The 24,128-nt window shown below is 66.9% G+C and carries 21 protein-coding genes; 12 read left to right on the top strand and 9 right to left on the bottom strand.

Annotated elements, in window-relative coordinates; genetic code table 11:
- The first annotated feature begins 137 nt into the window (after positions 1 to 137).
- Positions 138 to 956, top strand: coding sequence for a GerMN domain-containing protein (locus tag JOF46_RS13615; RefSeq protein ID WP_209907920.1), 819 nt, complete (start codon positions 138 to 140; stop codon positions 954 to 956).
- Between the two features lie 93 nt (positions 957 to 1,049).
- Here the strand turns inward: JOF46_RS13615 and JOF46_RS13620 are convergent, their stop codons facing one another.
- Positions 1,050 to 2,204, bottom strand: a complete 1,155-nt coding sequence (locus JOF46_RS13620) for an ROK family protein (protein WP_245348127.1) — start codon at positions 2,202 to 2,204, stop codon at positions 1,050 to 1,052.
- A 234-nt stretch (positions 2,205 to 2,438) separates the two neighbouring features.
- On the opposite strand from JOF46_RS13620, the gene JOF46_RS13625 reads away from it, so the two are divergent.
- The 5 genes from JOF46_RS13625 (at position 2,439) to ppgK (ending at position 8,169) form a co-directional block, all read left to right on the top strand.
- Positions 2,439 to 3,710, top strand: a complete 1,272-nt coding sequence (locus JOF46_RS13625; protein WP_342592451.1) for an ABC transporter substrate-binding protein — start codon at positions 2,439 to 2,441, stop codon at positions 3,708 to 3,710.
- A 19-nt stretch (positions 3,711 to 3,729) separates the two neighbouring features.
- Positions 3,730 to 4,659, top strand: a complete 930-nt coding sequence (locus JOF46_RS13630; RefSeq protein ID WP_209907926.1) for a carbohydrate ABC transporter permease — start codon at positions 3,730 to 3,732, stop codon at positions 4,657 to 4,659.
- Complete coding sequence (locus JOF46_RS13635; RefSeq protein ID WP_209907928.1) at positions 4,659 to 5,573, top strand: carbohydrate ABC transporter permease; 915 nt, start codon at positions 4,659 to 4,661, stop codon at positions 5,571 to 5,573. The genes JOF46_RS13630 and JOF46_RS13635 overlap by 1 nt, the downstream gene beginning before the upstream one ends.
- A 68-nt stretch (positions 5,574 to 5,641) precedes the next feature.
- Positions 5,642 to 7,315 (top strand): glycoside hydrolase family 13 protein, encoded by a 1,674-nt coding sequence (locus JOF46_RS13640; protein ID WP_209907930.1) that lies wholly within the window; start codon positions 5,642 to 5,644, stop codon positions 7,313 to 7,315.
- Positions 7,316 to 7,404: 89 nt separating this feature from the next.
- Positions 7,405 to 8,169 (top strand): polyphosphate--glucose phosphotransferase, encoded by a 765-nt coding sequence (gene ppgK, locus JOF46_RS13645; RefSeq protein ID WP_209907932.1) that lies wholly within the window; start codon positions 7,405 to 7,407, stop codon positions 8,167 to 8,169.
- Positions 8,170 to 8,299: 130 nt separating this feature from the next.
- On the opposite strand, the gene JOF46_RS13650 is transcribed toward ppgK, so the two are convergent.
- Genes JOF46_RS13650 through hrcA form a run of 3 tightly spaced genes read right to left on the bottom strand, consistent with a single transcriptional unit; the run spans position 8,300 to position 11,296 of the window.
- Positions 8,300 to 9,103, bottom strand: a complete 804-nt coding sequence (locus JOF46_RS13650) for a 16S rRNA (uracil(1498)-N(3))-methyltransferase (RefSeq protein WP_209907934.1) — start codon at positions 9,101 to 9,103, stop codon at positions 8,300 to 8,302.
- Positions 9,100 to 10,233 carry a molecular chaperone DnaJ gene (dnaJ, locus tag JOF46_RS13655; RefSeq protein ID WP_209907936.1) on the bottom strand — a complete coding sequence of 378 codons (1,134 nt, stop codon included), beginning with the start codon at positions 10,231 to 10,233 and terminating at the stop codon, positions 9,100 to 9,102. Before dnaJ ends, JOF46_RS13650 begins: the two co-directional genes overlap by 4 nt.
- Before the next feature lie 49 nt (positions 10,234 to 10,282).
- Positions 10,283 to 11,296 carry a heat-inducible transcriptional repressor HrcA gene (hrcA, locus tag JOF46_RS13660; RefSeq protein WP_209907938.1) on the bottom strand — a complete coding sequence of 338 codons (1,014 nt, stop codon included), beginning with the start codon at positions 11,294 to 11,296 and terminating at the stop codon, positions 10,283 to 10,285.
- A 280-nt stretch (positions 11,297 to 11,576) separates the two neighbouring features.
- Between hrcA and JOF46_RS13665 the strand changes: the two genes are divergently transcribed.
- Positions 11,577 to 12,431 (top strand): DUF3097 family protein, encoded by an 855-nt coding sequence (locus tag JOF46_RS13665; protein WP_209907940.1) that lies wholly within the window; start codon positions 11,577 to 11,579, stop codon positions 12,429 to 12,431.
- A 219-nt stretch (positions 12,432 to 12,650) separates the two neighbouring features.
- Positions 12,651 to 13,064: a DUF4870 domain-containing protein gene (locus JOF46_RS13670; protein WP_209907942.1), complete on the top strand. Its 414-nt coding sequence runs from the start codon at positions 12,651 to 12,653 to the stop codon at positions 13,062 to 13,064.
- Positions 13,065 to 13,170: 106 nt separating this feature from the next.
- Here the strand turns inward: JOF46_RS13670 and hemW are convergent, their stop codons facing one another.
- Positions 13,171 to 14,400 (bottom strand): radical SAM family heme chaperone HemW, encoded by a 1,230-nt coding sequence (gene hemW, locus JOF46_RS13675; RefSeq protein WP_209907944.1) that lies wholly within the window; start codon positions 14,398 to 14,400, stop codon positions 13,171 to 13,173.
- Positions 14,401 to 14,402: 2 nt separating this feature from the next.
- Positions 14,403 to 16,247 (bottom strand): translation elongation factor 4, encoded by a 1,845-nt coding sequence (gene lepA / locus JOF46_RS13680; RefSeq protein WP_209907946.1) that lies wholly within the window; start codon positions 16,245 to 16,247, stop codon positions 14,403 to 14,405.
- A 134-nt stretch (positions 16,248 to 16,381) separates the two neighbouring features.
- Here lepA and JOF46_RS13685 point away from each other — a divergent pair, with 134 nt between their 5' ends.
- On the top strand, positions 16,382 to 16,969 hold the full coding sequence (locus tag JOF46_RS13685) for a type II toxin-antitoxin system PemK/MazF family toxin (RefSeq protein WP_209907948.1): 588 nt from the start codon (positions 16,382 to 16,384) through the stop codon (positions 16,967 to 16,969).
- Positions 16,970 to 16,993: 24 nt separating this feature from the next.
- On the opposite strand, the gene JOF46_RS13690 is transcribed toward JOF46_RS13685, so the two are convergent.
- Positions 16,994 to 18,049, bottom strand: a complete 1,056-nt coding sequence (locus JOF46_RS13690; RefSeq protein WP_209907950.1) for an AraC family transcriptional regulator — start codon at positions 18,047 to 18,049, stop codon at positions 16,994 to 16,996.
- A 305-nt stretch (positions 18,050 to 18,354) separates the two neighbouring features.
- On the opposite strand from JOF46_RS13690, the gene JOF46_RS13695 reads away from it, so the two are divergent.
- A complete protein-coding gene (locus tag JOF46_RS13695; RefSeq protein WP_209907952.1) occupies positions 18,355 to 20,199 on the top strand; it encodes an FAD-dependent oxidoreductase in 1,845 nt (614 codons plus the stop codon).
- Positions 20,200 to 20,515: 316 nt separating this feature from the next.
- A complete protein-coding gene (rpsT, locus tag JOF46_RS13700) occupies positions 20,516 to 20,776 on the top strand; it encodes a 30S ribosomal protein S20 (RefSeq protein WP_209907954.1) in 261 nt (86 codons plus the stop codon).
- 183 nt (positions 20,777 to 20,959) lie between these two features.
- Here rpsT and JOF46_RS13705 read toward each other — a convergent pair whose 3' ends face one another.
- Complete coding sequence (locus JOF46_RS13705; RefSeq protein ID WP_209911439.1) at positions 20,960 to 22,174, bottom strand: IS1249 family transposase; 1,215 nt, start codon at positions 22,172 to 22,174, stop codon at positions 20,960 to 20,962.
- Between the two features lie 132 nt (positions 22,175 to 22,306).
- On the opposite strand from JOF46_RS13705, the gene JOF46_RS13710 reads away from it, so the two are divergent.
- Positions 22,307 to 23,089: a phosphatase PAP2 family protein gene (locus tag JOF46_RS13710; RefSeq protein ID WP_209907956.1), complete on the top strand. Its 783-nt coding sequence runs from the start codon at positions 22,307 to 22,309 to the stop codon at positions 23,087 to 23,089.
- A gap of 36 nt (positions 23,090 to 23,125) precedes the next feature.
- Here the strand turns inward: JOF46_RS13710 and holA are convergent, their stop codons facing one another.
- On the bottom strand, positions 23,126 to 24,124 hold the full coding sequence (gene holA, locus JOF46_RS13715; RefSeq protein ID WP_209907958.1) for a DNA polymerase III subunit delta: 999 nt from the start codon (positions 24,122 to 24,124) through the stop codon (positions 23,126 to 23,128).
- Positions 24,125 to 24,128 lie beyond the last annotated feature (4 nt).

Below are 24,128 nucleotides of genomic sequence, written 5' to 3' on the forward strand. Positions count from 1 at the left end.
ACTTGCCAGAGAGCTTTCCCATTAAGATGTCCTGTTCACGTAGATCCTCCCGGACCCGCCTTGCGGTGCTGGGCCTCACTGTGGTGCTTGGCACCCTTGCGGCCTGCGGTCTTGGTTCGGCGACCGACCAGTATTCCATGCCGAAGGCCGCCACCAGCGTGCAGACCCCCACCCCGCTCTCGAGCGTGGAAATGGAATCGTTGAACACCAACCCCCACGTCCCGGTGTACTGGTTGGCGGAGAACGACGGGACAGTGTCCCTGTACCGCGAGTTTGTCCGGGTCAAGGACGCCGCCGACCCGATCGCCGATTCGGTCCGCTACATGCTCACCCAGAAGCCCGCAGACCCGCGCTACTTCAGTGCCTGGCGTCCCAGTGCCGCGGTGGGGGCCTCCGTCAGCCCCGACAACGTGATCACCGTGGACCTTTCGGCCAAGGCCTTCAGCTCGCAAGTCGATGCGGGCCTGGCCGAGCGTTCCATCGCCCAACTGGTGTACACAACCACTGCAGCGGCCGCGAATGCCGGAATCCTCGCCGAGGGCCTGGAACCAAGCGTGCGGATCCTGGTCGACGGGGAATCGGGCTACGAGGCCTTCGGCCAGATCCCGCTCGACCACAACTTCGTGCGCGACGCCCACCTGGCCGCCCCGCTGTGGATCATCGACCCGCAGTTCGGCGGCACCGAGAAGGCCGGCCAGGTCACCTTCCACGGGGTCAGCGCGTCGTTCTCCGGCGGGGAGTCCTGGGAGATCACCCGCCGCGGGGAATCCCCCGAGGACAACCAGGTCGTGGCCTCCGGCGCCCTGCACACCGGCGGGGATTCGCTGGGCCACAACGAGTTCTCCTTCACCTACGTGCTGGCACCGGGCAACTACACCTTCTCCGCCTGGGGCATCGATGCCGCCACCGGCCGCCAAGCCGGCACCGAGTCCAAGGACTTCACCGTCGCCAAGTAGCCGTCGTGCGACCCGGCCGCGGCGGCCCCCGCGGCCCTGCGGCAGCTTCTACACCGAGCGATTGCTCTTAACGGGGCACGCGCGATTCCGCCCCTATGCTCCCAGGACCAGGTCCAAGGCGCGGCTCTCCACGTAGTCCAGGGCCAGCCGCACGGCGCCGAGCGTGACGATGGCGTCCCCCAGCGGGGAGACGGCCACCCGTGGCGGGTTCGGCATCAACCCGGCCAGTTCCTGTTGAAGCGGTTCCAGAAGCACCTCCGAGGCTTGCGCCACGGCGCCGCCGATGACCACCAGTTCCGGGTCAACGAGGGTTGCCGCCAGGGCGATCACCCGGGCCATGCGCCTGGCGATCCCATCCAGGATCCCGGCCGCGACCTCGTCGCCGCCGGCCGCGGCGGAAAAGACGTCCTCCGCTGCCAACCCGGAACCGTTGGCGCGGGCCAAGGTGGACAGGACCGTGGCGGCGGAGCCGTTCCGGCAGGCATCAATCCCCATTTCGCGGGCCAGCACGGCAATACCATCCGGGGTCCCCACCCCGTCAACCAGCTGGAGCAGGCCCATTTCGCCGCTCCGCCCCGCGGCACCGTGCAGCAACCGTCCGGACTCGATCAGCCCGAATCCGATGCGGTCCCCCGCCAGCATGACGGCCAGGTCGTCGAACCCCGCCCCGACGCCCATCCACCGTTCGGCCATGGCCGCCAGGTTGGCGTCGTTGCCCAGGAGGACGGGCCAACCGTAGCGGGCACGCAGGTCGTCCTGGAGGCCGATGTCAAGGTGCTCCCAGAATGCCTGGCTGCGGGAGATGTTTCCCCGCCGGTCAACGGGAGCCGCGATGCCGACGCCGGCGACCAGCACGTCTTCGGGCTTCACCCCGGCACGGGCCAGCGCCCGTCGGAGGGCCTTGTTGATGCTGGCCAGTCGCTCGGCGTCCGGCGCCGCGAACCCGGGCAGCGGCTCGGTGGTCTTCGCCAGGATGGTGCCGCGGAGGTCGGCCACCACGGCCGTGGCCTTGGCAACGCCGAAGTCCAACCCGACGACCACCCCGGCCCGGGCGTCGAACTCGAAGACCCGTGCGGGGCGCCCCTTCTGCGCGGCCGTCTTCTGGGCCGGGAGCTCGCGAACCCATCCGGCCTTGATCAGGTCGTCGCAGACGGCAATCACCGTGGCCCGGGCCAAGCCGGTGGCCTTGATGAGGTCGGTGCCGGTTACGGCCCCGGAGCGGCGCATGAGACCCAATACGGCGCCCATGTTGGTGTGCCTCAGGTGCTGGGGCGTGTTTGCCGTGAGTTCCAAAAGTTGTCCCTTGACGTCAGGCCATGTGATGCACATAATACTAACAGCACATAAATTTAGAGTCTAAATATAGAGTGTGAATAATAGTGGGCCGGTCGCCCCGCACGACCGGGCTGCACCACCTCAGCTCGAATGAACAAGGGAGATTTTCATGTTGCTCGTTCCACGCATAGCCCGAGGCCCCGTCCAGTGAGCCCCGCAGGCCTGTCCCGCCGCAGGCTGCTTTTGCTGGCCACGGTGGCAGCGGCGGGCCTCGCCCTTCCTGCCTGCTCGAAGTCCAGAGCCGGTGCCGTGACCACCATCCGCCTGCAACAGGGCAAGCCCGAGGTGGTTGACTACTTCAACTCACTCATCAGGGACTTCGAAGCCAAGAACCCAGACATCCACGTGGTGCAGGACTTCAACGGCGGCAACTGGGTGCCAGGCCTGATCCGCGACGACCCGGCCGATGTGGTGACCAACGCGTATTCGGTCACCACATCTGACTTCACCAAGAAGGGGATCTTCGCCGACCTTTCCGACCTCCCGGCCGCCGGAATGACTGATCCCAAGGCGCTGGAATTGATCAATTCCTTCGGGCGGTACAAGGAGTCGGAGCTGAACGCCCTGCCGTTCTCGCTGGCGGCCGCCGGAGTCATCTACAACAAGGACCTGTTCGCCGAACACGGCGTGGAGGTTCCCACGACGTGGAGCGACTTCCTGGCTGCCTGCGAAACGTTCAAGGACGCCGGGCTGACCCCCGTCTACGGCACGTTCAAGGACTCCTGGACACTGGGCCAACCCTACGGATACGTCTCCGGCGGCAACGTTGACCTGGCCGGATTCTTCTCCCGGATGCCGCGGACCTCCGCAGACCTGGAGATCGGCTCCGAAGCCACCTTCGGCCGCACCTTCAAGACGGCCACCGACAACTTCCTGACGGTGCTCGGCTACATGCAGGACGACGCCGGCAGCCGCGGCTACACGGACGGGAACGCCGCCTTCGCGAAGGGAAAGGCCGCCATGTACATGCAGGGGCCCTGGGCCCTGTCGGAGCTGACCACCATCAACCCGGACATCAAGCTGGGCACTTTTGCCCTGCCGATGAGCGATGACCCCGAGGAAACCCAGGCCCAGGTCACCCTCGACATGACGTTCTCCATCACCCGTTCCACCCCGCGGATGGATGCGGCCAAGCGCTTTGTCAGCTACCTCATGGAGCCGGCAGTGGTCACCGCCTACAACAACAAGTTCTCGGCCTTCTCCCCGCTCAAGGGCGCCGCCAAGACCCCCAACGAACAGGTGGCCGGCTTGCAGCCGCTGATCGCGGGCGGCAAGTACTACCTCAACATGACCAACTACTTCCCGCCGGCCATCACGCTCAACAACTACTTCCAGACGCTGGCGCTGAACGGCGAAGCCGACGCATTCCTGTCCACCCTCGACGACGCCTGGCACCGCGTTGCCGCACGCAACGCCTAGACCATTTCAAGGAGACAACATGAGCGCACCAGCCCACGTCGACGCACCGCCGGCAGTCATCACCACCACCACCACCCACGGGGCCGCGCAGCGGAAGGTCGACCCGAGCTACTACTGGATGATCGTTCCGGTCCTGGTCCTTTTTGCCGTGTTCAGCACCGTCCCGGCACTAATCGGCGGGTTCTACAGCTTCACCAACTACGCCGGCTACGGCGACTGGAACATGGTCGGCCTGCGGAACTTCCAGAACATCTTCACCGACCCCGAAATCCTTGCCTCCTACGGCTTCACGTTCTTCTTCGCCATCGCGGCAACGCTGGCGGTGAACGTGGTCGCCCTGCTGCTGGCCCTGGGCCTGAACGCCAAGATCAAGTGGAAGACCGGGATCCGCGGAGTCTTCTTCATCCCCATGGTCCTGTCCGGGCTCATCATCGCCTACGTGTTCAACTTCCTGTTCTCCAGCACCCTGCCCGCCGTCGCCGAGACCCTCGGCATCACGCCGCTGGCGACCAGCATCCTGGCCAACGAAGAGTGGGCCTGGGCAGCCATCGTGTTCGTCACGGTCTGGCAGGCCGCCCCCGGCGCCACCATCATCTACCTTGCCGGGTTGCAAAGCATTTCCACGGATGTCTTCGAGGCAGCGGCCCTGGACGGGGCCGGTCCCTGGCGCCAGGTGCGCAGCATCTCGCTTCCGCTGATCGTCGGCTATGTGCTGATCAACATCATCCTTGGATTCAAGGGCTACCTGGGCACCTACGAGGTCATTGTGGCTCTAACCGGAGGCGGCCCCGGAACGGCAACGCAGTCCGTGGCCATGCGCATCTTTTCCGGCTTTGCCGGCGGCGACTACTCGTACCAGATGGCCAACGCGGTCGTCTTCTTCATCATCACGCTCATCATTTCGCTGCTGCAGCTGCAAATTCTGCGCCGCCGGGAGGTAACACTGTAATGACCGCAACCTTGACCGACGCGCATCCCCAAACCCGCCGCCCGGATCAACGCGATGCGCCGCCGACCGCCGTCATCCGGCGTTCCCGCCGCCGCGGCCCGCGGGTCAACTGGTGGATGACGGCACTGCTCCTGGTTGCCTCGCTGACCATCCTGGTGCCGTTGTACTTCACCGTGAGCATGGCCCTGAAGACACCCGAGCAGGCGGCTTCCGGCACCGGGTTCGCCTGGCCGGCGGACCCGCAATGGGAGAACTTCGCCCAGGCGTTCGCGCTGACCGACTACCCCGCAGCCTTCATGTCCACGGCCTTCATCACCGTCCTGTCGGTGCTCGGCGCCCTGGGCGCCAGCTCAATGGTGGCCTACGCCATCGTGCGCAACTGGGACCGGAAGTTCTTTCGGCTCTCCTACATCTACCTGCTCTCGGCCATGTTTGTGCCCTTTCCCGTGGTGATCCTGCCGCTGATCAAGCAGACGGCCATGTTCGGCCTGGACAACCCGCTCGGCGTCGCCTTCATCCACATCGTCGGCGGCATCTCCTTCAACTCGCTGCTGTTCATCGCCTTCCTGCGCTCCATCCCGATCGAGCTGGAGGAAGCCGCAAGGATCGACGGAGCCAGCACGTGGCAGACGTTCCGGAAGGTGATCTTTCCGCTGCTGGCCCCGATGAGCGCCACGGTGGGCATCTTCGCCTTCCTCGGTTCCTGGAACGACTTCCTGCTACCCCAGATGCTGATCGCCGACCCCTCATTGCAGACCCTGCCCGTGGTCCAGCAGCTGTTCCAGGGACAGTTCAACACCAATTACCCGCTGGCCTTCGCCTCCTACCTGATGGCGCTGGCACCGACGCTGCTCGTCTACCTCTTTGCGCAGCGCTGGATCATGTCCGGCGTCATGCGCGGCGCCGTCAAATGACACCTCCGCACCACAGCCGCACCCCGCATTCGACCCACCAAAGAACACCAAAGAGCAAGGAACACACCATGTCCGTTTCACCCCGGTCCGTCCTGAACAACGAGTCCCCGGCCACCGACCCGAATTGGTGGCGGCAGGCAGCCGTCTACCAGATCTACCCGCGCAGCTTTTACGATGCCAACGGAGACGGGCTGGGCGACCTCAAGGGCATCACCGCCAAGATCCCGTACCTGAAAGACCTGGGACTTGACGCGCTCTGGCTCAGCCCCTTCTACCCCTCGGAGCTGGCCGACGGCGGCTACGACGTCGCCGACTACCGCAACGTCGACCCGAAACTGGGCACCCTGGAAGACTTTTACACGATGACCGAGGCAATCCACGCCGCCGGCATGAAGCTGATCGTGGACATCGTCCCCAACCACTCCTCCGACCAGCACGCCTGGTTCCAGGAGGCACTGGCTTCCGATAAGGGCTCCGCGGCCCGTGCCCGCTACATCTTCCGTGACGGGTCGGGCGAGCATGGCGAGCTGCCGCCCTCGGACTGGACCTCGATCTTCGGCGGACCGGCCTGGACCCGCGTTCCGGATGGGCAGTGGTACCTGCACCTGTTCGCCTCCGAGCAGCCCGACTTCAACTGGGAGAACCGCGAGATCCGCGACGATTTCCTGAGGACCCTGCGCTTCTGGTCCGACCGCGGCGTCGACGGGTTCCGCATCGACGTGGCCCACGCGCTGTCCAAGGACCTGTCCGAGCCGCTGCCCCCGCAGGCCGAGCTGCGCCGGCTCGAGTCCCTGCACAACGGCTCGAACCCGCTCTGGGACCGCGATGCCGTCCACGGGATCTACGCCGAATGGCGTGCCCTGTTCAACGAATACACCCCGCCGCGCACAGCGGTTGCCGAGGCGTGGGTGGACCCCTCCCGCCGCGCCCGCTATGCCTCCCCCGACGGCCTGGGCCAGGCGTTCAACTTCGATTTGCTGATGGCCGATTTCGAGGCCGACGCCTTCGCCTCGATCGTGACCAAGAACCTTGCCGAGTCCGCCGCCACCGGGGCGTCGTCCACCTGGGTGTTCTCCAACCACGACGTCGTGCGGCACGCCACCCGCTACGGCCTGCCTGCACGGACCGGGGCCGACGGGAACCAGGACGGCAAGGCCTGGCTGCTGGCCGGCGGCCACGAGGCGGAACTGGACCGCGAACTCGGCCTGCGCCGGGCCCGCGCGGCAACCCTGTTCATGCTTGGCCTGCCCGGTTCGGCCTACCTGTACCAGGGCGAGGAACTGGGCCTGCATGAGGTGGCAGGCATCCCCGACGCGGATCGCCAGGACCCGGCCTTCTTCCGCAACGCCGGGGTGGAGGTCGGCCGCGACGGCTGCCGCGTGCCGCTGCCATGGACCCCGGCCGGGGAATCCTTTGGTTTCGGCGACGCGCCGGCGCACCTGCCCCAGCCCGGCTGGTTCGCCGGGCTCGCCGTGTCCGCCCAGGACGCCGCCGGGGATTCCACGCTGAACCTCTACCGCGTGGCGCTGGCCCAGCGCCGCCGTTTGCAGACCGTGGAGGAGCTTGAATGGATCCCCAACGACAACCCCCAGGTGCTCCATTTTGCCCGCCCCAACGGCTGGAACGTCGTGGCCAACTTCGGCGGAACCGCCGTCAAGCTGCCCGCGGGAGATGTGGTCGTGAGCAGCGTTCCGCTGCGCGACGGCAAGTTGCCGGCCAACGCCACGGCCTGGCTGGCCTGACCCCCAACGCATTCGGCGGGCCCGGGACGCACCCCGCATCCCGGGCCCGCCGAAGCCCGACGGCCATCACGACACGAACGGAACCACACGTGGACGCATCCACCCGCCCGGGCCTTCGGCTGGGCATCGACATCGGCGGCACCGCCATCAAGTACGGCGTGGTGGACACCGCCACCGGCTCGCTGGCGGGACCGCTGGAACAGCTGCCCACGCCCGGCACCCCCGCGGCCGTGGCCCGGGCCCTGCGCGAGATCGCGGACGGCATCCAGTCCCGCAAACCGGCCCCGCCGCCGCAATCTCCCGTGGGCGTGGCCTTCCCGGCCATCATCTGCCGGGGCACGGCCCGCTCGGCCGCCAACATCAGCACGCTGTGGCTCGGCCTGGACGTCAACGCGTTTCTGGGCGCAGCCCTGGAGCGCCCTGTGCAGGCCGTGAACGACGCCGACGCGGCGGCTCTCGCCGAGGCGTCGCTAGGCGCCGGGCGGGGCCGGGAGGGAACGGTGCTGCTGCTGACCCTGGGCACCGGAATCGGCTCGGCCTTGGTGGCCGGCGGAAAGCTGGTGCCCAACCTCGAGCTGGGCCATGTGGAGCTCGGCGGGCGGAAGGCAGAAGCCGCAACCTCGGCCGTGGCCCGCGAACGCGAAGGCCTGGACTGGCCCGCGTACGCCGCACGGCTGCAGGACTACCTCGCGCACCTGGAGTTCCTCTTCTCCCCCGAGCTGATCATCCTCGGTGGCGGCATTTCGGTGCGGCACCAGGAATTCCTGCCCCGCCTGCGGCTGGACACTCCGGTGGTGCCGGCCCGGCTGCACAACACCGCCGGGGTGGTGGGGGCCGTCCTGGCCGCCGCGTAGCCGGCCGCTTTCCCGGCACTTTGGCGCCGCGAAAAAAGGGGGTCCCCTTCCGCCGCAGGTCCGTTGGCACGAACCGCCGCGACAAGGGGACCCCTCCTGTTTCCTTTTCTTGGTTGCTTCCCGGGGCTTGCTAGAGCTGGCCGAGCAGGTGGCGCACCAGCACCAGGGCGGCAGGTCCGGCGGTGGAGGCCCGCAGCACGTGGCTGCCCAGCAGCGCGACCTTGGCCCCGGCCGCGGTGAACTTCTGAAGCTCGGCATCGGAGATCCCGCCCTCCGGGCCCACGACCAGCGCGATTTCCGGCCGCACCCCGGCCGCGGTGGACTCTGCCACCGGGTTGGCCTGCAGCCATTGGGTCACCACCGCGGCCAGCGAATCCGTTCCGGCCTCGTGCAGGACAATTACCAGGGTCGGCACCCCGGAAGTGGCGCGCGCGGCGAAGTCCTGGGCCAGCCCGGAGCTGGTGAGCATCGGGCGGACCTCGGGCAGGAAGGTGCGGCGGGACTGCTTCAGCGCCGCGAGCACCGTGGATTCCCACTTGGCCAGGGCCTTGGCAGCCTTGGCCTCGTTCCAGCGCACGATCGCACGGTCCGACTGCCAGGGCCGCACCGCGTCGATGCCCAGCTCGACCGCGGACTCCACGGCCTGCAGGTCGCGGTCACCCTTGGCCAGGGCCTGGATGAGCGTGATCCCCACCGGTGCGGCGGCCTCGACCTCCAGGGCGCGCACGATCGCATCGAGCGCGGACTTCTGCGTGTCGGTGACCTCGGCGACGGCCCGCACGCCGGACCCGTCGACCAGGTCGATCATTTCCCCGGCACGCACGCGCTTGACCGTCACCGCGTGGTGGCCCTCGGGCCCGTCCAGGTGCAGTTCGGTGCCCGTGCGCGCGCCGGCGAGTTCACCGGCGGGAAGGAAGAAGCACTGGTTGCTCATGCGCCCAGGTTGCCCAGCTTCCCGCGCAGGCGGGAGAACATTCCGCCGCTGTTTTCCATGCGTCCCTCGGCGAATTCCTCGCCGCGGAGCTTGGCCAGCTGTTCGAGCAGCTCGCGCTGTGCGGCGTCGACCTTGGTGGGGGTCTCGACGTGCAGGTGCACGATGATGTCCCCGCGCTTGCCGCCGCGCAGCCGCGGGACCCCGAGCCCGGCCAGGCGCACGGTGTCGCCCGACTGGGCGCCGGATTCGACCTCGATGACCTGGGGACCGTCGAAGGTCTCCAGGTCCAGGTCCGCGCCCAGTGCCGCGGCGGTCATCGGAACGTTCATGCGGGCGTGCAGGTCGACGCCGTCGCGTTCGAAGATCTTGTGCCGGCGCACCTCGATTTCGACGTACAGATCCCCGTTGGGACCGCCGCCGGGTCCTGCCTCGCCCTGGTTGGCCAGGTGGATGCGGGTTCCGCTGGCCACGCCGGCGGGAACCTTCAGCTGTTTGGAGATGCGTTCGCGGACCCGGCCCTGGCCGTTGCAGTCGATGCAGGGGTCCGGGATGGTGGTGCCGAAGCCGCGGCAGGCGGCACAGGTCTCCACCGTCATCATCTGGCCCAGGAAGGAGCGCACCGGGCGCTGGATCTGGCCGGCGCCGTGGCAGATGGTGCAGGTGACCGGGGAGGTGCCCGGGCGGCAGCAGCTGCCCTCGCAGGTGGAGCAGGTGACTGCCGTTTCCATCTCCAGCGGGTAGACCGTCCCGGCGACGGCGTCGCCCAGGTCGATGGTGGCGGTGATCAGCGCGTCGCGGCCGCGCTGGGTGCGCGAGGCCGGGCCCTGGGCCCCGCCGCCGCCGCCGAAGAACTGCTCGAAGATGTCCCCGAACCCTCCGCCGAAGCCGCCGCCCCCGCCGAAACCGGTCTGGCCGTTGCCGTTTTCGTTGCCGGTGGCGTCGTAGTTGGCGCGCTTGTCCGCATCCGAGAGCACCTCGTAGGCGCGGGTGACCAGCTTGAACTTTTCGCTTGCGTCGTCCCCGGGGTTCACATCCGGGTGCAGCTTGCGGGCCAGCTTGCGGTAGGCCTTCTTGATTTCCTCGCCGGTGGCGTCCTTGCTGACGCCCAGGACTTCGTAATGGGTGCTCACAGTGCTCGCTGTGTCCTTTCGTACTTCAAAAAATTGCTTTCGACCCGCATCAGCCGGCCAGGATTCGTGAAAGATATCGGGCGACGGCGCGCACGGCGGCCATCGAGGTCGGGTAGTTCATCCGGGTGGGGCCAAGCACGCCGATCATGGCCTGCTCGCCGGGACCGTAGCCGGTGGCGACGACCGAGGCCTCGGTCAGGGCCCCGTACTGGTTCTCGGCCCCGATGCCCACGGCAATGCCATGGGCATCCTGCTCCAGCTCGGAGAAGAGGCGCAAGAGCACCACCTGCTCCTCCAGGGCCTCGAGCACCGGGGTGATGCTCAGCGGGAAATCCATATTGGCGCGTGCCAGGTTCGCGGTGCCCGCGGTGAGGATCCTGTCCACCGCGGAATTGCGGGCCAGCGCGCCCAGGGCCTCGCTGACCGCGCGCACCGCCGGAGCCAGGCGCGGCTCCACGAGATCCGGAATGCCCAGCGCAAGCCGGGCGACCTCGGCGATCGGCTTTGCATCGAGCGCCGAGAGCAGCACCTGGCGCAACCGGCCCAGGTCCTCCTCGCCCACGGCACCGGGCAGCAGGATCACGCGCTGCTCGACCTTGCCGCTGGAGGCGATGAGCACCACCAGGGTCTGCCCGGCGCCCAGCCCGACCAACTCGATGTGGCGCACGGTGGCGTTGGAGAAGTGCGGGACCTGGATCAGGGCGACCTGCCGGGTGATGCTGGCCAGCAGCCGCACGGTGTTCTCCAACACGTCGTTCACGTCGTGGGAACCCTCGAGCAGCGCGGCAATGGCGCGGCGTTCGGCGGCCGAGAGCGGCTTGATGTCCCCGATCTGGTCGACGAAGTGCCGGTAGCCCTTTTCCGTGGGGATCCGCCCCGAGGAGGTGTGCGGGGCCACGATGAGCCCCTCTTCCTCCAGGGAGGCCATGTCGTTGCGGATGGTTGCCGCCGACACGCCCAGGTTGTGGCGATCGAGCAGGGCACGCGAACCGACGGGCTCGCGCGACTGCACATAGTCTTCAACAATGGCTCGAAGGACCTCGAGCCGACGCGGTTCGGTCATTCTCACCTCTCCTGACAAGCCGGTTCACCATGGTCAAGGGATGGCATTGCACACGCCCCGGCCGGACTCCGGGGTTCGGCGGCGCGCATTGGCACTCGACACGTTCAACTGCTAAGTCTAATACGTTCCGAACCTCTTGTTAGCATGGTTTGGTCCTTGGCCGCGATGCCGCGTTCGACACACCCGCCGATTGCACCACACCCATGGCTCCGGCCCCGGGGTCGGTGCCCGTGCGCGCAGCGGCCCAAGGACCTGTGAACCCATAGGTGAAAGTGACACGATGAGCTACCACGGCTGGGGCGCCCAGGACATCAGCGCCCCCAAGAAACGCGCATTGCGCAAGGTCCCGCTCGCCCTGGGCCTGCTGCTCGAGGACGTCGAGAGCGGCTGGGTCGGCGAGGTCGTGCGAAGCGAAAAATCCGGCGGCATGCGCGTGCTGGTCCTCGAGGACCGACATGGCCGCACCAAGTCCTTCCGTGCCGGCTTCGGCTTCCTACTCGAGGGCGAACCGGTGGAGATCATCGAGCCTGCCGCGGCTCCCGCAGCCCCCCTGGGCACCGCCCGCAGCGCCTCGGGCTCGCGCATGGTCACCGACCTGAAGGCCCGCACCGCCCGGGCCAGCCGCATCTGGGTCGAAGGCAAGCACGATGCGCAGCTGGTCGAGAAGGTCTGGGGCCACGACCTGCGGGTCGAGGGCATCGTGGTCGAACCGCTGCACGGCGTCGACGACCTGGCCGGCGCCATCCGCGCCTTTGCCCCCTCCCCGCAGCGCAAGCTCGGCGTCCTGGTCGACCACCTGCTCCCGGGAACCAAGGAGGCGAAGATCGCCGCCGAGGCCATGCGGGTTCCGGGTGCCGCGGGAAACGTGTTGATCGTCGGACACCCGTACGTCGATGTGTGGCAGGCCATCAGGCCTTCCGTGCTGAAGATCCGTGCCTGGCCGGTGGTCCCGCGCGGAACGGATTGGAAGACCGGCATCCTCAAGGGACTGGGCTGGCCGCACGCCGAGCAGGTCGATGTGGCCCAGGGCTGGGAACGCATCCTGGGGCAGGTGCGCTCCTATGCCGACCTGGAGCCCTCGCTGCTGGGCCGGGTCGAGGAAGTCATCGACTTCCTCACCGCCGGGGACCACTGACCGGCCCCCTTCAGAACACCGGCCGGGTCCGCGGGTGAGGTTCCTCACCCGCGGACCCGTGAACGGGCACGTGGGGCCGCGATGATGGTTACGAATCAACAACAAAGGCGGCGCGCCACCCCGAATGCGGGCCAAAAGGCATTTCGCGTTCATCGGAGATCCCGGATTGAGGATAAACTGGCCAACGGTTCAGCCAACGCAACGAAGAGGACATCAGCAGTGGTAAACGAGGCACGAAATGCACCCGGTGGCGACAGCCAGCCGGATCGATTCGAAGGTTCCTCGGCCGCACCCCTGCCCCTGACACCTTCCGAGGACCGGCAATGGGCCATGATCGCCCACTTCGGCGCGATCCTGGGATGCATTCCCTCGTTGATCATCTACGCGGTCTTCCGCGCCCGCGGCCCGTTCACCGCCCAGGAATCCAAGGAAGCGCTGAACTTCACCTTCCCGTTGACCGTCCTGGCGATCGTGCTGCACCTGTTCTCGCTGATCCCCGGCATCGGATGGATCTTCGCGATCCTGGTCGTGGCCATCTGGCTCTTCCTGACCGTCAGCGGCGTGCGCGCCGGCATCAACGCGAACAAGTCACGTCCCTACCGCTACGGCCTGAACCTGCGCCTCTTCCGCTAAACCGGAACAACACCACCACCCGGCAAATGCGAAAGACGGTGTGTGCACCGGCCCCCATGGGCCCGGTGCACACACCGTCTTTTCTGCTTTCCGGGCCGGGCCGGAGCTAGAAGTCCAGCAGCCGCCGCAGCACCGCATCGGCCAGCAGCCGGCCCTGCAGGGTCAGCACGACCTTCTTCGCAAACGCTTCCTCGGGAACGACCAGCCCGTCGGCGATCAACCCGGCAATAGCCTTGCGGCCCTCGGGCAGCAGCTCGGCGGTATCCATCCCGTCCACGATGCGGGTGAGCAGCATGGCCCTCTCCAGGTAGCGCGCCTCGGCGTCGGGGGTTTCCCGCCCGGCGGCCGGGGACGTGCCGGCATCGATGCGCTGCTGGTAGGCGGCGGGGTGCTTCACATTCCACCAGCGCAACCCGCCAACATGCGAGTGCGCGCCGGGGCCTGCTCCCCACCAGTCTCCCCCGCGCCAGTAGGCGAGGTTGTGGATGCAACGGCTGCCTTCGTCCTTTGACCAGTTGCTGACCTCGTACCAGTTGTAGCCGGCGGCCGCGAAGAGCTCGTCGGCGATCAGGTACTTGTCCGCATGGTCGTCGTCGTCGATGTTTGCGACCTCACCGCGGCGGATCTGCCCGGCCAGCCGGGTGCCCTCCTCGATGATCAACGCATAGGCGGAAATGTGGTCCGGATCGTAGGACAGCGCGGTCTGCACGCTGGTGCGCCAATCCTCGATCGACTCCCCCGGGGTCCCGTAGATCAAATCCACGCTGACCTTCAGCCCGGCCTCCTTGGCCCAGGCGACCGCCATGCCGACCCGCTTGGGGTCGTGCGTGCGGTCAAGGGTCTTTAGGACGTGCGGGATCGCGGACTGCATGCCGATCGACACGCGGGTGAACCCGCCGTCTTTCAGCTCCTGCAGGGATTCGCGGGTCACCGAGTCCGGGTTGGCCTCGGTGGTGATCTCCGCGCCCTCGGCCAAATCCCATTGGGTGCGGATCTCGCCAAGCACCCGGACCAGGTCACCGGCTGGCAGCAGCGTCGGAGTGCCGCCGCCAAAGAAGACGGTGGACACCTCGCGGCGCGGAACACCGGATTCCTCCAGGACCTTCGCCCCGAAGGCGATCTCGGCAGAGACGGCCTCGGCGTAGGTGTCCTGGCTGGAGCCGGAGCCCAGCTCGTGCGCGGTGTAGGTGTTGAAGTCGCAGTAGCCGCAGCGCACGGCGCAGAACGGGATGTGCACGTACACCGAGAAGGTGCGCTCCGCGGCGCCGTCGATGCAGGTTGCCGGAAGCAACCCGTGTGACGGCGCCGGGTCCCCGAGGGGCAAGGCAGAGGCCATGACTACTTCTTCTTGGGCTCGTCGGATGACAGGGCGACGATGAAGGCTTCCTGCGGAACCTCCACGCGGCCGACCATCTTCATGCGCTTCTTGCCGGCCTTCTGCTTTTCCAGCAGCTTGCGCTTACGGCTGATGTCGCCGCCGTAGCACTTGGCCAGGACGTCCTTGCGGATGGCGCGGATGGACTCGCGGGCAATGATGCGCGAGCCGATGGCTGCCTGGATCGGCACCTCGAACTGCTGGCGGGGAATCAGTTCGCGCAGCTTCTGGGTCATCATCAACCCGTAGGCGTAGGCCTTGTCACGGTGGGTGACGGCGCTGAACGCATCGACCTGTTCGCCCTGGAGCAGGATGTCGACCTTGACCAGGTCCGAGATCTGTTCGCCGTCGGCCTTCCAGTCCAGCGAGGCGTAGCCGCGGGTCTTGGACTTGAGCACGTCGAAGAAGTCGAAGACGATCTCTGCCAGCGGAAGCCAGTAGCGGATCTCCACGCGCTCCTCGGAGAGGTAGTCCATGCCGCGCATGACGCCGCGGCGGGACTGGCACAGTTCCATGATGGCACCGACAAATTCGTTCGGTGCCAGGATCGTGGCGGCCACCATGGGCTCGTGGACCTCGAGGATCTTCCCGTCGGGGAACTCGCTCGGGTTGGTCACGGTGCGCAGCTTCTTGTCGTCGGTCATGACCTCATACACCACGTTCGGTGCGGTGGAGATCAAATCGAGGTTGAATTCGGCCTCGAGACGCTCACGGGTGATTTCCAGGTGCAACAGGCCCAGGAAGCCGACACGGAAGCCGAAGCCCAGCGCCACCGACGTCTCCGGGACGTAGGTCAGTGCGGCGTCGTTGAGCTGGAGCTTGTCCAGTGCATCGCGCAATGCCGGGTAGTCCGAACCATCGATCGGGTACAGGCCGGAGAAGACCATGGGCTTCGGGTCCTGGTAGCCGCCCAGGGACTTTTCGGCCGGCTTGGCGAAGTTGGTGACGGTGTCACCGACCTTGGACTGGCGCACATCCTTCACGCCGGTGATCAGGTAGCCGACCTCGCCGACGCCAAGGCCCATGCTGGGCTTGGGCTCCGGGGAGGAAACCCCGATTTCCAGCAGCTCGTAGGTGGTGCCGGTCGACATCATCTGCACCTTTTCGCGGGGCGAGATCTTGCCGTCGACCACGCGGACATAGGTGACAACTCCGCGGTAGGTGTCGTAGACCGAGTCGAAGATCATCGCGCGGGCCGGTGCGTCCGGGTTGCCCACCGGTGCCGGCATATCGCGCACGACCTTGTCCAGCAGCGCCTCGACGCCCATGCCGGTCTTGCCCGAGACCTGGAGGATGTCCTCCGGGTCGCAGCCAATGAGCTTGGAGATCTCCGCGGCGTACTTCTCGGGCTGTGCCGAGGGAAGGTCGATCTTGTTGAGCACGGGAATGATCGTCATGTCATTCTCCATGGCCAGGTAGAGGTTCGCCAGCGTCTGGGCTTCGATGCCCTGGGCGGCATCCACCAGCAGGATCGCCCCTTCGCAGGCTGCCAGCGAACGCGAAACCTCGTAGGTGAAGTCGACGTGCCCGGGGGTGTCGATCATGTTCAGTGCGTAGGACTTCCCGTCGACCTCCCACGGCATGCGGACGGCCTGGGACTTGATGGTGATGCCGCGTTCGCGCTCAATGTCCATGCGGTCCAGGTACTGGGCCTTCATGTCGCGTGAGGAGACGATTCCGGTGAGCTGCAACATCCGGTCGGCCAGGGTCGACTTGCCGTGGTCGATGTGGGCGATGATGCAGAAGTTTCTGATGATCGCCGGATCAGTCGCGGCAGGCACCGGTGCGGTGCGGGCCATGGGTGACACGTAAGGGACCTCGCTAAGGGGGACGAAAATGTAAAGTGGGGTGCAAAATACTTCGCACAGGCCATTCTCCCATGATTGGGGCCACGGTGTCGCACTGCGACTCGGGTGCGGGACCCAGCTGGTAGTTTGTGCACATGAAGTTCAACTCCACCTCGGTCCTACGTTTCCTGGGCCGCGTGCTCGAATCCGCACTGAAGGGTGCCTCCAAGCAGCAGCGCGGCACCACTCGCCCGGCCGGCAAGCGCCCCGCGGCCCCCTCGACCCGCAGGCCCGCCACGAACCACGCTGCTTCTTCTTCTCCCGCTACCGGAGAAGCCGGGACCTGGGAGTTCGGCGGCTATCCCGGCGACTTCACTGGAGCGGTGCGGGCACATTACGCCCCGAAGGCCGACGGGCGCCCGGATCCCGGAGAAATCGTCTGGGCCTGGGTCCCCTACGAGGAAGACCACGCCCAGGGCAAGGACCGCCCGGTGCTGCTGGTGGGGCGCGAGAACGGCTACCTGTTGGCGTTGATGCTGACTTCCAAGGACCACAGCAACGAGCAGGTGCGGGACCAGGACTATGTCGATATCGGCACCGGCCCCTGGGACAGGCAGGGCCGACCCAGCGAGGTGAAACTTGACCGGGTCATCCGGCTGCGCGAAGCCGGGATCCGCCGGGAGGGTGCGATCCTGGACAGCAAGCGCTTCGCCCTGGTCGCCGGGAAGCTCTCCGGCAACTGACCTGCTGCAGCGTGCGCGGCACCACTAGATATCGGTGCCGCGCAACGCCTCTTGGCGCAGCGCCAGCGGGGCAATGCCGAACCGCGCCTTGAAGGCGCGCGTGAAGTAGCTCTGCGAGGCAAAGCCAAGCTCCCCGGCAATTCGGCCAACCGACCTGGAACCCTGGGCGGGATCGGCAAGCAGATCCCTGGCCGTTTCCAGCCGCCGCTGCCTGATGTAGCCGCCGGGCGGTTCCCCGGCCTCTGCGAAGATCCGCGACAGCTGGCGCTCGCTGATTCCGATGGCCGCGGATATCCCGGAGACGTGCAGCTCCGGGTCGTGCAGGTGTTCCTCGATGTAGTTGCGCGCGGCGAGAAGATGCCCCGGACCGGAGCCTCCGCGGCCCCCGGATGCCAACTGGCCCAGCATGTCCAGGGCGGAGCCTTCCGGGCACGCGGCGGGGACCGATTCGCCCCAGGCCTGTCCCGTGAGGCTGTCGCTGACCAGCCGGGCCAACGCCCGCATCTGCTGGTTCACTGCCGCACCCTGGTTGAAGTCCACGACCCGCGGACGCACCAGCGGCGTGCCTCCGGAAAGTTCCAGGTAGTCGTCGCGGGGAATCGTCAGGACCAGTTCCTTCAGCCCCTTGCTGAAACCGCGCATGAACGGCAGGTCGGCATCGTAGATGACCGCTTGTCCCGGCTTCAGCGATTCGTGGCCGTCCCGGTGGTAGAAGAATGCCTCCCCTTCCAGTGCGAAGAAGATGGCCACCACACCGGTGGGATTTTGCCGGATGAAGCGCTCATTGCGCTCCACGACCTGCGCGCTGCCCCTGACCCCGGCAAACCTCAGCGACCCGTAGCGCAGGCTGACCTCCCTGGCCTGCAATGGGGATTCATCCATGGTGCGGATATCCAGCGGGATCAATGCCTTGGCATTGTGGTGCTCCCACAGCTCCAGCCGGTTGCCCGAGGGAATCCCGTTCGTGCTGAACTTCACGAGCCTGGCCGTCCTGGCCGGTGGCGGAACGGTGCCCGGGGCGAGGGGTTCCCGCTCCCTGGCAGCGGCCTGCTGCGCGGCATCGTTTTGCTTCTTGTCCATGGCCCCAGCAGTGTAGCGCGAATCACAAAGGGCCGAAAGTCCACGCCGCCCCACCTGCCGCCGCGAGCCCCGCAACCCTTTTCCGCGACCCGCGCACGGCCCCGAGCGGCGGCGCGGCACCCCGGGGCGCGGGCGGAGCACGCTCCCGGGCCACCGCCTTTGCCCCCGCCGGACGGTTTTTGGCACTTTCCGGCCATGGACGCAGGCCGACGGCCCGCGCCGGCCTGTGAGCTGCAACACTCGAGTCATTCCCCGCACTTCCCGCCACGGGAAGTGAGCCAAAGTCCAAGCAAGGGAGGCACCCAATGCCTGTTTTCAACGATGGAATCACCGAAACCGCTTCGCCCCAGACCCCGAACATCGTCACGACCAACGTCCTGATCGTCGGCTCCGGGCCGGCCGGCAGCTCCGCTGCACTCTTCCTGTCCAACCAGGGCATCGAGAACATCATGATCACCAAGTACCGCTGGACGGCCAACACCCCGCGCGCCCACATCACCAACCAGCGCACCATGGAGGTGCTGCGGGATGCAGGCATCGAGGACCAGGTCCTGGCCGAGGCGACGCCGCATGAGCTCATGGGTGACACCGTCTACTGCGAGTCCATGGCCGGCGAGGAAATCGGGCGCCGCCCCACTTGGGGCCTGCGCCCCGACCGCCGGGCCGACTACGAGCTGGCTTCCCCCTCGATGCCCTGCGACATCCCGCAGACGCTGCTGGAGCCGATCATGCTCAAGAACGCCACCATGCGCGGCACCCAGACGCAGTTCTCCACCGAATACCTCAGCCACACCCAGGACGCCGAGGGCGTGAGCGTGCAGGTGCTCAACAGGCTCACCGGGCACGAATACACGATCCGGGCCAAGTACCTCATCGGCGCCGACGGTGCCCGCTCGAAGGTCGCCGCCGACATCGACCTGCCCATGGAGGGCGCCATGGACATCGGCGGCTCCATGAACATCACCTTCAAGGCCGACCTCGCCCACCTGGCCGCCCACCGCCCCTCGATCCTCTACTGGGTCTTCAACCCCGGCTCCAACATCGGCGGCCTTGGCGCCGGGCTGATCCGCATGGTCAGGCCGTGGAACGAGTGGCTGATCTGCTGGGGCTTCGACATCAACGGCGAGCCCCCGGTGCTCGACAACGACGAAGCCATCCGCGTCATCCGCAACCTGGTCGGCATCGAGGACCTCGAGGTCGAGATCCTGGGGTACTCGTTGTGGGGAAACAACGAGCAATACGCCACGCACCTGCAGAAGGGACGCGTCTTCTGTGCGGGAGACGCCATCCACAAGCACCCGCCGAGCCACGGGCTGGGCTCGAACACCTCCATCCAGGACGCCTACAACCTGGCGTGGAAACTTGCAGCGGTGATCAAGGGGCAGGCCGGCCACGAGCTGCTGGAGACCTACTCGGTCGAGCGCGCCCCGGTCGCCAAGCAGATCGTCACCCGTGCGAATGATTCCGGGCGCGAATACAAGCCGATCTTCGACGCCCTGGGCGTCACCGACGCCACCACCGACGAGGAATTCGTGCAGAAGCTCAAGCTGCGCAAGGAAAACTCCCCCGAGGGCGCCGCACGCCGCAAGGCCCTGCGGGCCGCCCTGGACAACAAGGACTACGAGTTCAACGCCCAGGGCACGGAGATCGGCCAGTTCTACGAGTCGAGCGCCGTCGTTTCCGACGGAGGCACACGCCCCGAATCCACCCAAGACCCGATGCTCCACCACCAGAAGTCCACCTACCCGGGGTTGCGCCTTCCCCATGCCTGGCTCGGCGACAGGGACCTGAAGTTCTCCACCCACGACATCGCCAAGGGCACCGGGTTCACGCTCTTTACCGGCATCACCGGTCAGGCGTGGGCAGACGCCGCAGCCGAGGTGGCCGCGGGGCTTGGCATCGAGCTGGTGGCCGTGGTCATCGGCGAGGGCCTCGAGGTGCAGGACCTCTACGGGGATTGGATGCACCAACGCGAGGTCGAAGAGGACGGTGTCATCCTGGTCCGCCCGGACAAGCACATCGGGTGGCGGTCCCATCGCATGGTTGCGGATCCGCGGTCCGCGCTGTTCGAGGTGTTGTCCTCGATACTGGGACGACCGGCCTCGGATGCCGGCATATCGATCGACGACCTGATGGAGCTTGCGCGCTAGATTGCGGGTCTGCCGGCGCAGGGACTGCCCCCTGCTTTCGGGGCCGGGGAGCAGCCAGTGCCGTTTGCGGCGCGACTTCATGCATGGGCTTGCCCATGAAGCCCGCTTGGCCACGGCGGGTGTAGCTCACAATTGATCGCGGTGCTTTCGTGTCGAGACGGCCACCCGAACCTGCTAGTATTACTTCTTGTGTGTCCGCGCAGGTCGACGGGCACTTCTCCCGGGTCGCCATAGGTATCCCCACGCCGCTCAGTCAATGGCCCGGAAGATATCCCTCACCGACCATTACAAGCGATGAGCAAGAGAGTTTAATACAGTGGCTAATATCAAGTCCCAGAAGAAGCGCATTCTCACCAACGAGAAGGCACGCCAGCGTAACGCTGCCGTCAAGTCCGAACTTCGCACCGCAATCCGCGCAGTGAACACTGCCGTTGCAGCCGAAGACAAGGATGCAGCAGCAACCGCACTGGTTGCAGCTGGCCGCAAGATCGACAAGGCCGCGACCAAGGGTGTGCTGCACAAGAACAACGCAGCAAACCACAAGTCGGCCATCTCCAAGAAGGTTAACGCCCTCTAAGGATTGCGTCACTGAATCGAAAGGTTCCTTTTCCTCCATATCTAGGGGAATAGGAACCTTTCGTGCTTTAACCCGGTTTCCGCTTCTTTCACCCAAGGTCCTTGCAGGAAACACGGCCTATAGGACAAAATGTGTGTCTGCCCCGGGTGTGTCACCCGGGGCATTGCCATGTCGGACCGTGTTTCAGCAGGGCCTGCCGGCCCATCCCTTCCGGGCCCACAGCCCCTCGGACTCGCTCAGTGCGGTGCCGAGCAACTCCGGCCCAACCGGTTCCTCACGGGGTGCTTGCCTCGGCAATGGCTTGAGGTGCTCGGGACGGATGAGGGTGTGGGGCGCGGCCGGGTTTTCGGTGTGGGTGTAGAGCCACCATTCGACGGCGCGCTTGGCGTGGGCCGGGGGCATGCCCCGGTGGGTGCGCAGCAGGGCGCGCAGGTGCGTGTTGACCCCGCCCTCGATCCGGTTGGTCGTCGAGTCGACGCCGATATCGGCCAGCTCCGGGTGCAGGTAGGTGAACAGGTGCCCGTTCCTGGCCAGGCGCTCCATGAGCCGGTAGGCCTTGCGCAGCCGGTCGTGGGTGTACCACCAGGCCTGGCCCGCCCGGACGCCGGCGGGGCGGAAACCCGCGGGACCCTGCTGGTAGGTGCGCGCCTTGATCAGCTCGCCGTGCTCGGTGTACCACTGGTTCAGCACCAGCACCCAGGCGGCGGCCTCCTGCGTGGTCTTCAGCCGCGTCAGGGCCAGGGAAATACGGCGCAACGCCCGCCCGGCGTCGGTGCGCGGCCGCAGCGTCAGGTAGGTGCGCACGTTGCGCTGGACATGGACCAGGCAGCGCTGGATCCGGGTCTCGGGCCAGGCCCGCGACAGGGCCGAGGCCAGCCCCGAGCCGCCGTCGATGACCACCGCCCGCGGGGCCGGGATCGCTTCCATCAGGGCCAGCCAGGCGGCCGACTTTTCCGTGTCGCACCACTGCCAGCCGATGACGTGCCCGTCGGCGATCGCGATCAGGCAGCACCACCCCCGGCCCAGGTAGATGCCGTCCATCTGGACCTGCCCGTGGATCTCGCCGGTCACCGCCGGGGCGGGTTCGATGTTCCAGCACCACCGGGTGGAGCGGCGGAAGGTCCGCCCGCTGCCGGGCCCGATCTCGGCCTGGGAATCCTTGCCCATCAGCCAGGCCACGAACCGGTCCAGCTCGGCCCTGCGGGCCAGGTCCGCCCGTCTGCGCACGCTGCTGGCCCCGCAGTCAATGCACCTCCAGCGCTGGGTCCCTGCCGTTGTCTTTCCATTGCGTTTCAGACGAGATCCACATACTTCACAGTGCCTCGAATTTCCAGAACCATTCACGTTTAATGGCCCAAGACTATAAGAAACCCCGTTCTGCCGCGCCGTCGTTGGGATGCAGGCCCCTCACGGACACACTTTCTGACCTGTAAGCCGGAAACACCCTGCCGGCGCCGTTGTGATCGATCGGGCGCCCGGACGGGTGCCGCCTCGAGCAGCAACGGACCCGGAAGCGAGTCACCCCGCACCATGAGCAACAACACCGCACCCCGACAAGAACCTGCCCCACCACACCCGGCCAGGCGACTGGAAACCCTGCCGCAGATCCGGCGATGGATCATGGTGCCCGGCATGCTTGTCGCGGCGGTGCTGGCCACGGGCTTCAGCGCCCGTTTGATCCCGGGCTATGCGGGTGCGGAATTGGTGGTGGACCAGGAGCTCAGCCTGCACCATGACGGGGTGCTCAACGCTGCGGCCATGGCCCTGGGCGGAATTTTCAGCCCCGTGGGCGGGACCGTCCTGCTGGCGTTGGCTTGCTTGTTCCTGCTGGTTGTGCGCCGATCACCGGTCAATGCGCTGGCATTCGGGTCGGTCGCGTCCGTGGGCTGGCTCTCCGCCCAGCTCGTGAAGGTCGTCGTGGAACGGCCGCGGCCGAACCCGGCCCTGCTCGTGGACCCGCTGGCACCCGAAACCGGCTTTGATTCTTTCCCCTCGGGTCACGTGAGCCTGGCGGTGGGTTTGGCCTTCGCCATCTGGTTCCTGGCCCGCGGGTCCCGTTGGGAACGGTTCTCGGTGGTTTTCGGCAGCGCGATGGTGGCCGGACTGGCGCTGTCGCGCCTCTACGTGGGCGTGCATTACCCCACGGAAGTACTGGCAGCGATGGTGAGCGCCAGTGCCGCGGTCCTGTTCTTTTGCGGACCGTGGAACCGCTACGCCGTGGCGCTGGTCTCCCGCCTGGGATTCCTGGGCGCATTCGGACCGATGCCGAAGCGCACGGATGCGGCCGGTGCCTTGCAGCGGCCCAAGGCCTGAGGCCCGTCCGGCTTCGCGGCTCCGTGCGCGTACCGCCTAGCGGCGCGCAGCCAGCGAGATCTGGGTCACCGCACGTTCCACGGCGTATTCTGGGTCACGCGACGCGCCCTTGACCTGGGCATCGGCCTCCGCGACCAGCCGGATGCAGCGGGCGATGTCATCGACGTTCCAATGCCGGGCCTGCTCCTGGGCCTGCTGGACCTGCCACGGCGGCATCCCCAACTCGCTGGCCAGCTGGCCCGAGGATTTGCGTGCCCCGGCCACCTTGGCGACCTGGCGCAGCTTCATGGCCAGGGTCGCGACGATCGGCACCGGGTCGGTCCCCGTGGCCAATGCGTGTCTCAGCGTGCTCAGGGCGATGTCGGCCCGGCCCGCCAAGGCCGCATCGGCTACCTTGAACCCGGTGGCCTCCACGCGGCCGCCGTAGTACTTGTCGACCATGTCCTGGTCGATGGCCCCGGTGGTGTCCTGCAACAGCTGGGAGCAGGCGGCGCCCAGTTCCGAAAGGTCGCTGCCCAGTGCGGCAACCAGGGCGCGGGCACCCTCGGCACTGAGCTTGCGCTTGGCGGCCCGGAATTCCTGGGTGACGAAGTCGACCTTTTCGGAGTCCTTCTTCAGCGGCTGGCAGTCAACGAGAACCGCTCCGGCGGCCTTGAGCGCATCCAGCAGTTTCTTCCCGCGCACTCCCCCGGAATGGTGCATGACCAAGGTGGCATCGGGCGCCGGGGACTTCGCGTAGGCCAGGGCGTCGTTGAGGAAGTCCTCGTTCATCGCGGCCATCGAGCGGACCTCGATGAGCTTGGTTTCGCTGAACAGCGAGGGACTGGAGGCCAGCAGCAGTTCGCCGCGTTCGTAGCTGTTGGCTTCGAAGCGGACCAGCTCGATCTCGGCACCGGCACGCAGGGCCGAACGCACGGCATCGAAGGCGCGGCTGGCCAGCAATTCCTCGGAACCCTGCAACAGGACCAGTGGCGCGGGAGCCACGGACCGCCATGAAATGCCCGCGTTCTTGGATGTGCCTCGTGGCGCTGCCATGACC

It is taken from the genome of Paeniglutamicibacter psychrophenolicus, from assembly GCF_017876575.1.
Classification (GTDB): Bacteria; Actinomycetota; Actinomycetes; order Actinomycetales; family Micrococcaceae; genus Paeniglutamicibacter; species Paeniglutamicibacter psychrophenolicus.

Excerpts from the sequence above, each read along its gene's own strand:
- JOF46_RS13665 (WP_209907940.1), top strand. The coding sequence starts at position 11,577 with ATGAGCTACCACGGCTGGGGCGCCCAGGACATCAGCGCCCCCAAGAAA.
- JOF46_RS13690 (WP_209907950.1), bottom strand. The coding sequence starts at position 18,049 with ATGGACAAGAAGCAAAACGATGCCGCGCAGCAGGCCGCTGCCAGGGAG.
- JOF46_RS13620 (WP_245348127.1), bottom strand. The coding sequence starts at position 2,204 with ATGGGCGCCGTATTGGGTCTCATGCGCCGCTCCGGGGCCGTAACCGGC.
- JOF46_RS13685 (WP_209907948.1), top strand. The coding sequence starts at position 16,382 with ATGAAGTTCAACTCCACCTCGGTCCTACGTTTCCTGGGCCGCGTGCTC.
- JOF46_RS13650 (WP_209907934.1), bottom strand. The coding sequence starts at position 9,103 with ATGAGCAACCAGTGCTTCTTCCTTCCCGCCGGTGAACTCGCCGGCGCG.
- hemW (WP_209907944.1), bottom strand. The coding sequence starts at position 14,400 with ATGGCCTCTGCCTTGCCCCTCGGGGACCCGGCGCCGTCACACGGGTTG.
- JOF46_RS13710 (WP_209907956.1), top strand. The coding sequence starts at position 22,307 with ATGAGCAACAACACCGCACCCCGACAAGAACCTGCCCCACCACACCCG.
- holA (WP_209907958.1), bottom strand. The coding sequence starts at position 24,124 with ATGGCAGCGCCACGAGGCACATCCAAGAACGCGGGCATTTCATGGCGG.
- JOF46_RS13630 (WP_209907926.1), top strand. The coding sequence starts at position 3,730 with ATGAGCGCACCAGCCCACGTCGACGCACCGCCGGCAGTCATCACCACC.
- JOF46_RS13640 (WP_209907930.1), top strand. The coding sequence starts at position 5,642 with ATGTCCGTTTCACCCCGGTCCGTCCTGAACAACGAGTCCCCGGCCACC.
- JOF46_RS13635 (WP_209907928.1), top strand. The coding sequence starts at position 4,659 with ATGACCGCAACCTTGACCGACGCGCATCCCCAAACCCGCCGCCCGGAT.
- JOF46_RS13695 (WP_209907952.1), top strand. The coding sequence starts at position 18,355 with ATGCCTGTTTTCAACGATGGAATCACCGAAACCGCTTCGCCCCAGACC.
- JOF46_RS13615 (WP_209907920.1), top strand. The coding sequence starts at position 138 with ATGCCGAAGGCCGCCACCAGCGTGCAGACCCCCACCCCGCTCTCGAGC.
- hrcA (WP_209907938.1), bottom strand. The coding sequence starts at position 11,296 with ATGACCGAACCGCGTCGGCTCGAGGTCCTTCGAGCCATTGTTGAAGAC.